This window comes from Planktosalinus sp., from assembly GCF_059864935.1.
Window position 1 is genome coordinate 1 of sequence record NZ_JCBCCK010000434.1, and the last position, 7542, is coordinate 7542.

General features: G+C 36.6%; 5 protein-coding genes. 1 reads left to right on the forward strand and 4 read right to left on the reverse strand.

Features of this window, described 5'->3' with window-relative positions:
* Positions 1-141: 141 nt before the first annotated feature.
* The 4 genes from AC6F75_RS13010 to mnmE form a co-directional block, all read right to left on the reverse strand.
* Positions 142-1107, reverse strand: a complete 966-nt coding sequence (locus tag AC6F75_RS13010) for a DUF6617 family protein (RefSeq protein WP_500715523.1) — start codon at positions 1105-1107, stop codon at positions 142-144.
* A complete protein-coding gene (locus AC6F75_RS13015; protein ID WP_500715524.1) occupies positions 1107-2201 on the reverse strand; it encodes a phage integrase SAM-like domain-containing protein in 1095 nt (364 codons plus the stop codon). The genes AC6F75_RS13010 and AC6F75_RS13015 overlap by 1 nt, the downstream gene beginning before the upstream one ends.
* A gap of 101 nt (positions 2202-2302) precedes the next feature.
* Positions 2303-2659, reverse strand: a complete 357-nt coding sequence (locus AC6F75_RS13020; protein ID WP_500715525.1) for an excisionase family DNA-binding protein — start codon at positions 2657-2659, stop codon at positions 2303-2305.
* Positions 2660-2876: 217 nt separating this feature from the next.
* Positions 2877-4265: a tRNA uridine-5-carboxymethylaminomethyl(34) synthesis GTPase MnmE gene (mnmE, locus tag AC6F75_RS13025; RefSeq protein ID WP_500715526.1), complete on the reverse strand. Its 1389-nt coding sequence runs from the start codon at positions 4263-4265 to the stop codon at positions 2877-2879.
* A 233-nt stretch (positions 4266-4498) separates the two neighbouring features.
* On the opposite strand from mnmE, the gene AC6F75_RS13030 reads away from it, so the two are divergent.
* The coding region (locus AC6F75_RS13030; protein ID WP_500715527.1) for a PAS domain S-box protein at positions 4499-7542 on the forward strand (3044 nt) is incomplete at its 3' end.

Sequence of the window (7542 nt, forward strand, 5' to 3'; positions counted from 1 at the left end):
TGTTTTATGGGGTCGTTTAAGCAGGTGTAGTGTAGAGTGTAGAGTGTAGAGTGAACAAACAAAAGAAAAAACCCTTGTCAAAAGATAACAAGGGTAAAAAAAGTTTAAAAAAGAATATAAAGTGTAAAGTGTAGAGTGGACTTAAATTAGATGTTTTACTGCATTGTCTATTTTATCTCCAGTTAACTCAGGTCTTTTTAATGATCTTATTTTTGAACGGTTAAACTTTAAACCGTTTTCATCAACAAAACAATCACAGGCTACTTTCCAATGTTTTTGTTTTAGATTTTCCACTAAGTTTAAATCATTATGGATAAGTTTTATAAAGTAATAGAGCTCACTTGGATTACCAGTCCATTTTACAGGATTAGTAATTTCCTTACCAGAAAAAATTTTTCGAAAGGTCTGAAGAGGAGTATCTGATTTAATAAATTTATTTAATTTTAAGCTGTCCCACAAATCTGTAATTTTAGATGGGTTGATATCATATTGTTTATAGGTAAAGGAGTATTGAAGGTTTTTCTCTTCATTATTTCCTTGATGTATTTTGGCTAAATCACTTCTAGGTTCAATAGCTTCTGAAATTTTAACTATGTAATTGTTAGATAGCTTTTCGCCAAAATATTTTTCGTGAATTTCGTTTGTGTTATAGTTTTCGGAAGAGGCGTATTGACCGTATTGATCCTGGAGTTCCAGTAGTAATTGAATGGCTGAGAATTTTAAATAATTTATTATGTAAGATAGGTCTGAATTTAAATCTTCCGTAATTTCATTTTCCTTTATATACTGAGCAATGCTTTTTAAGTACTTGTCAATTTTTTTGTGCAGTGAGTTATAAGAAAATCTCAATTCCTCTTCAATTGCGTTTGAAGGAAATTCTTTTTTAAATTCTTCAATCATTCTTTGAGTATCGTTGAATATTATGATACTGTAATACTTCTTTTTATCGGAAAGTGGTCTTTTGAAATCTAAATTAAAAACAGCATTGGCAGCTTTATTGTTCTCTTTTATATTCATAAGGAGTTCAGAAAAATCCTTTTCTCTCCTTTTATCTCTATGAATCCCCTTTGTCTTAGTGACTAATTCTAAAAAAATATACTTGGCCATTACAAGTTTAGTTTAATACGATTAGCTGCATCTTTTTTCTTTTCGTCAATAACTTTGGTGTAAATCTGCGTGGTGCGTAGTTCCTTATGGCCTAACAACTTGGAAACGGTGTAAATATCGGTTCCCATAGTGAGTTGCAAAGTGGCATAAGTGTGCCTAGCACAGTGAAAGGTAATATTTTTTGTGATACCTGCCTTCATCATCCATTGTTGGAGTTTGAGGTTTGACCAGGCGTTGTATTTTAATCCTTTGAAAATAATGTCGTTTTCTTCATCACGTTCTCCGAGAAGTTCTACAACTTGTTCAGAGATGGGAAGGGTTTCAGCACCTTTTGTTTTTCGCTGCCGGAAGCGGATGTAATAGCCGAGTTCTTTGGAGTGTTGTATTTCGGACCATTTGAGGTTTTCGATATCTCCCCATCGTAAACCTGTTAAGGCTGAAAGAATGAATGCTTTTTTAAGTAGGGGGAGTTCACATTCTGTATTTGCAGCTGCTTGGAGTTCGTCAAGTGTCAGGAACTCCCGCTGTGGGTCGTCTTGTTTGAAGCCTGAAACACTCTCTGCAGGGTTCACGCTTAGAAATCCGTCTTTAACAGCTTGTTTTAGAGCTGCACTGAACTTGCCGAAGTAAGAATACTTTGAGTTTTGAGAGAGCTTTTTACCCGCTCTTGCAATTGCATCTTTGTCGAGGTATTCTTTGAATTGCTCTACAAAAGTGGAATCTACATTTCTGAACATAATGTCATTGGGACAAAAGGCTTTTAGATGTTTGAGCATACTCGACCAGGTGCCATAGTTGCCGTTGCTGGTGTTTCGTTTTTCTACTAGTTCTGAAATGTAGAGAATTAGATTTCCTTTGAGTTTTTCTACATCTTTAAAGCCATACGCGCCGTTTTGAATCTCGACTTGTCGTTGGCCGACAATAGCTTCTGCCAGTTGGCGTGTTTTTTTGTTGAGATCTTTTTCCTGTTTGGTTTTTGGCTTGGGGTTTAGGTACAGGCTGAGGTTTTCTGTTTTGCGCTTTCCTTTATCGTAGTAATCCAGATAAAGACTGATTTTGCCATTTTTTAAGCGCTCTCTTAATGTTACTTTCATCTGATTTTTATATTTGTTTTTAATAGGACAGATGGAATGCCCTTATTACATTTTTGGATGGTTTGTCGTTTTGCTAATGGGCATTTCATAATCTAAAGCTTTTAGTGGAACAGACTTTCTATTTGTGAACGGGTAATAATTTGCTTTCTTCCAAACCGGGCAGCTTTTAACTGACCTCTTTTGATCATCCTTTGAATGGTCCATCTGCTTACGCCAATTAGTTGTGAAGCTTCAGAGACACTTAGGAAGTCTTTGTTTTGGGTTGGATTGATGTTTGCTTTGGGTAGGGGATTGCTAATGGATTGCTCAAGGGAATGCTGCACTTTTTCGTTCCGCTTGATTTGTTTGTAGTGTCTGCTGTTGCAAATATGGCTACAATATTTGGTAACTGTGGTTCTGGCTATAAAAGCATTCCCGCAGTAATCGCACTTTTTTGGTATTTGAAGATTTGAACTCATAAATGGTGCATTATGTAGCGTTATGGTGCAATATGGGGCTTATGGTGCATCATTTCGCCACTAAATTGGGCAACAAATTTTGGGCAACAAAACGGCTATTTGGGCAACAAATAGACAACAAATATACTTAAAAAAGTGATATAAGGCAACAAAAAAAGGAAAATAAAAAAGTGTAAATTAAAGAATAACAAGCATTTACGAAAGAAAAGAAAGTTAATTACTTCCCGATACAAAAATTAGCAAAAATATTCCCAAGCAACTCATCATTAGTCACTTGACCGGTAATTTCACCAAAATAATATAGTGCTTGTCTAATATCTATAGCTAATAGATCGCCGCTTAAGTTTTGCTGTAAACCGTGTTGCACTTTTTTGATTTCTTCTAGTGCTTTGTTGAGGCTGTCGTAGTGCCGGGCATTGGTCACAATGGTATCTCCGGAGGTTAAGGCACCGGTATTGACAAGTGAAAGTAGTTTTTCCTTAAGTTGTTCGATACCATCTTTTTTAAGTGCGCTAATAAAAATGGCATCTGGAAAATGCTGCTTGAATTGTTGAATTTCGGCACTTGAAAGTTTGTCGGTTTTATTGGCAATGAGTAATACCTGTTTTTGCGGGTATTTGTTTTTGATTTGTAAATATTCGTTTTCCAGTTGCGAAAGGTTTTTCGCGTAAGCAAAAGCATCACAAATAAATAACACTAAGCGTGCCTGATTGATTTTTTCAAAAGTTTTTGTAATGCCAATAGTCTCGATGGTATCTATGGTTTCACGAATTCCGGCAGTGTCGATAAACCGAAAACCAATACCACCAATGCTGAGTTCGTCTTCAATGGCATCGCGGGTAGTGCCTGCAATTTCAGAAACTATCGCGCGTTCTTCATTGAGCAATGTGTTGAGCAAAGTGGATTTTCCCGCATTGGGGGCACCGGCGATGGCAACGGGAATTCCTGCTTTGATGACACTTCCGGTAGCAAAGGAGTCAATCAGCTTTTTTAGGACGTTTTCAATTTTGTTTAAGAGACTTTCAAATTGTTTACGGTCTGCAAACTCCACGTCTTCTTCTGCAAAATCGAGTTCGAGTTCGATAAGCGAAGCAAAATTGAGCAGTTCTTCACGCAAATTTGCAATCTCGTTACTAAAACCACCGCGCATTTGCTGGATGGCGACCTGATGTGCGGCTTCATTTTCGCTGGCGATAAGGTCTGCAACAGCTTCGGCTTGACTCAGGTCCATCTTTCCGTTAAGGAATGCACGCAGGGTAAACTCACCGGCTTGAGCACTTCGGCAACCTTTTCGCAACAGCAATTGTATGATTTCCTGTTGGATGTATGAGCTGCCGTGACAGGAAAATTCAATAGTATCTTCGCCGGTATATGATTTTGGGTTTTTAAAAACAGTGGCAAGAACTTCATCAATCATTCGGTTGTCATCCACGATATGCCCAAGATGAACAGTATGAGTGGGTTGCTTTGATAAGTCTTTTTGATGGATAGATTTAAAAACAGAAGCGCCAATAGTAATGGCATCCGGTCCTGAAATTCTGATAACAGCTATAGCACCTGCTCCTGGTGGAGTTGCCAAAGCCACTATGGTATCTTGATTTTGCATAGGTTACAAAAGTACAAAGAAGTTATTAGTTGTGATGTTCAAATAAATTACAAGTTTGTAAAACAAAAACGTTAAGACAGCGAGTAATTTTTTTATCTTTAGCATTAAATACCTGTTAAGTGATTTCAATAAAGCGTAACAATTTTTTTTATAAACACCCCTATATAGTGGGGTTTTTTGTGTTTTTGATTGTATGTATCATCACACAGCCTATTGCTTATCAAAGGTATTTGATGAATCTATCTGAAATTGAAAAAGAGAACACAGTCGAATTGAACAGGTTTGTGGATCAAATTCAGTTTAATTTAAACTATGCGCTTTCAGCAACAAATACACTCGCGTTTATTGTTGAAAATTATGGAATTCCTGAAGAGTTTGACAGCATTGCCAAAAAATTGATTTCAGCCAATGATTTGATTGATGGCATTCAACTTCTTGAAAATGGAGTCATCACAAAAATGTATCCCCTTGAAGGCAATGAAGTTGTGATTGGTTATGATGTCGTGGCAGATCCCACGCGTGGCCGCGAAGTTTTAATTGCAGCAGAGAAAGACCAAATGTATTTTGGGGGACCTTTTGAACTCAAACAAGGCGGGCTGGGGATTGTGGGAAGAACACCTATTAAGATAGAGCATGATTCCCTTGCATTTGCAGCTGTGGTAATCAAGCTTGAAAAATTGTTGCAAGTAGGCGGGATTGCAGAAAACAGAGTGCACTTTGATTATCAGCTTTCAAAAACAAATCCTGAAACCAATGAAGTTGAATATTTTTTGGAAAGTGATTTTAATATTAAAAAAAGTCAAGTAGCATCTATCAATGTACCATTGGGTGAATGGCAAATTTATGTTAAGGAAAAGCATAGCAATTATTACTCAGGAGTATTTCCACTCTCAATATTGGGAATTGTACTTGCTTTTTTTGGTGCTTTTTTAACGCGAATCATCCTTAAAAGGCCAGCAGAACTTGAAAAACAAGTAAATCTACAAACTAAATTAATCTTTAGTAAAGAAAAAAGATTCAAGGCACTTGTTGAAAAAAGTGCTGATGTGTTTAATATAATCGATGCAGAAGGGAAGCCCATTTATATATCTCCGGCAATAACAACTGTTTTGGGTTATACTGAAACGGAAGCTTACAGGCGCAATTTTTTAAATTTAGTACACCCTGAAGACTTTCCAATCGCTCAAAAATCAATGTCAGAGGTTTTAAATAGTCCGGGCATTCCGATAAAAACTGAACCATTCAGGGGCTTGCATAAAAATGGCAGTTGGCGCTGGATAGAATCTACAGCAACTAACTATCTGGAGGATCCGGATATTAAAGGAATTGTTACCAATTTCAGGAACATTACCACAAGCAAAGAGTCAGAAGAAGCCATTTTGCGTGAAAAGGAATTGTCTGAAGCCATCATTAACAGCCTGCCGGGAATTTTCTACCTTTTTAATCAGGAAGGCCGCTATATAATGTGGAACCAAAATCTTGAAGAAGTTTCCGGCTATACCGGTGCAGAAATTCAAAAAATGACACCTTCCGGGTTTTTTGCAGACGAAGACCTTCCTTATATCACAGGAAGGATTCAAGAGGTTTTTGAAAAAGGGGAGTCAGATGCCGAAACATATCTTTACACAAAAAACAAAGAAAAAATTTACTACTATTTTACCGGTAAAACCATTTTATATAAAAATGAAGTATGCTTATTAGGTTGTGGGATTGACTTATCCAAACGCCACGAAGCTGAACTTGAACTCAAGCGCAGCGAGGAACAGCTACTCTCTATTTTTAACAACTCCATCAGTGCTGTATTATTGATGGACTCCAATGGAATGATAACCAACTGGAATCCTAGGGCAACAGAGATATTTGGATGGACTGCAGAGGAAGTATTAAACAAACCCATGCATCACTTCATCATTCCTGAAGAGCACCTTGAAAGACATTTAAAAGGGATGGAGCATTACAAAAAAACCGGCAAAGGACCTATCATCAACTCAAACATAGAAATAACAGCAAAAAGAAAAGATCAACAAATCATAGACGTTTCACTGGGAGTTACAACTGTAACAATTAGGGGAAATGAATTTTTTATTGGTTTTATGAATGACATCACCGAAAGAAAACAAATTGAAAAAATCAATGCTTTTGAGCAACGAAACCGTGATGCCTTAATCAACTCTACCAAAGATTTAATTTGGAGTGTAAGCAAAGACATGACTTTAATTGCGGCCAATGAGGCTTTTAAAGAGTCATTCAAAAAATATACAGGCGTGGGCAATGTGTCTAAAGGAAACAAAATGCTGCCTTCTCAACTGGATAAAGACTATACCATGTTTTGGAAAGGTTTATATGACAGAGCTCTTGGTGGGGAAACATTTACCTATGTCAATGTTGTGCCTGAAAATGAAAATCAGGAAGAACAGGTCATCGAAACAAATTTTAGCCCAATTGTAATCGAAGAAAAAATTGAAGGCGTGGCTTGTTCTGCAAGAAATATTACTGACAGAATAAAAAATCAGGAAGAAATAAAAGAGTACAATGAAAAATTAATTACAGCTCAGGAAATTGCAAAACTGGGCTATTGGGAACATAAACTGAATAGTGATGAGATTTTCTGGTCAGATCAGGTTTATGAAATCTTTGAAGAGGAAAAAGAAACATTCAAACCTAATGTCAAAAACTTTTTTGATTTTGTAATTCCGGAAGACAGGCAACTGTTTCATTTATACACCGGAGATCCGTTTGATAAAGTTGAACAACAGGATATTGAATACAGGATCAAGACAAAATCCGGAAAAATAAAGTGGATTCATCAATTTGGAAAAAAAATCATTAACCCAAAAGATGAAACACCCATTTTTAAAGGCACTTTAAGAGACATCACAGAGCAAAAACATCAACAAGAAGAAATACTTGATTACCTCAACAAATTACAAGCTGCTCAAAAAATAGCAAAACTGGGCTATTGGGAGTTTGACCACAAAAACGATACCTTAACCTGGTCAGACCAAGTCTATAAAATTTGGGAATTACCAAAAAAGAATTTTAAAGTCACTTTTGAGAGCTTTTTCAATTCAATACACCCTGATGACCAGGAACACTTTAACTTGGAGCAAGAAAAGGCTTTAAAAGGGGAAAAGCCCATGGATATTGAACACCGAATTGTTTTAAACAACGGAAAAATAAAATGGGTGCTGGAAAGAGGCAAGTTAATAAAAGATGAAAATGGCAAACCCCTCCTGTTTGAAGGCACCGTTCAGGACATTACAGCACAAAAACAAAT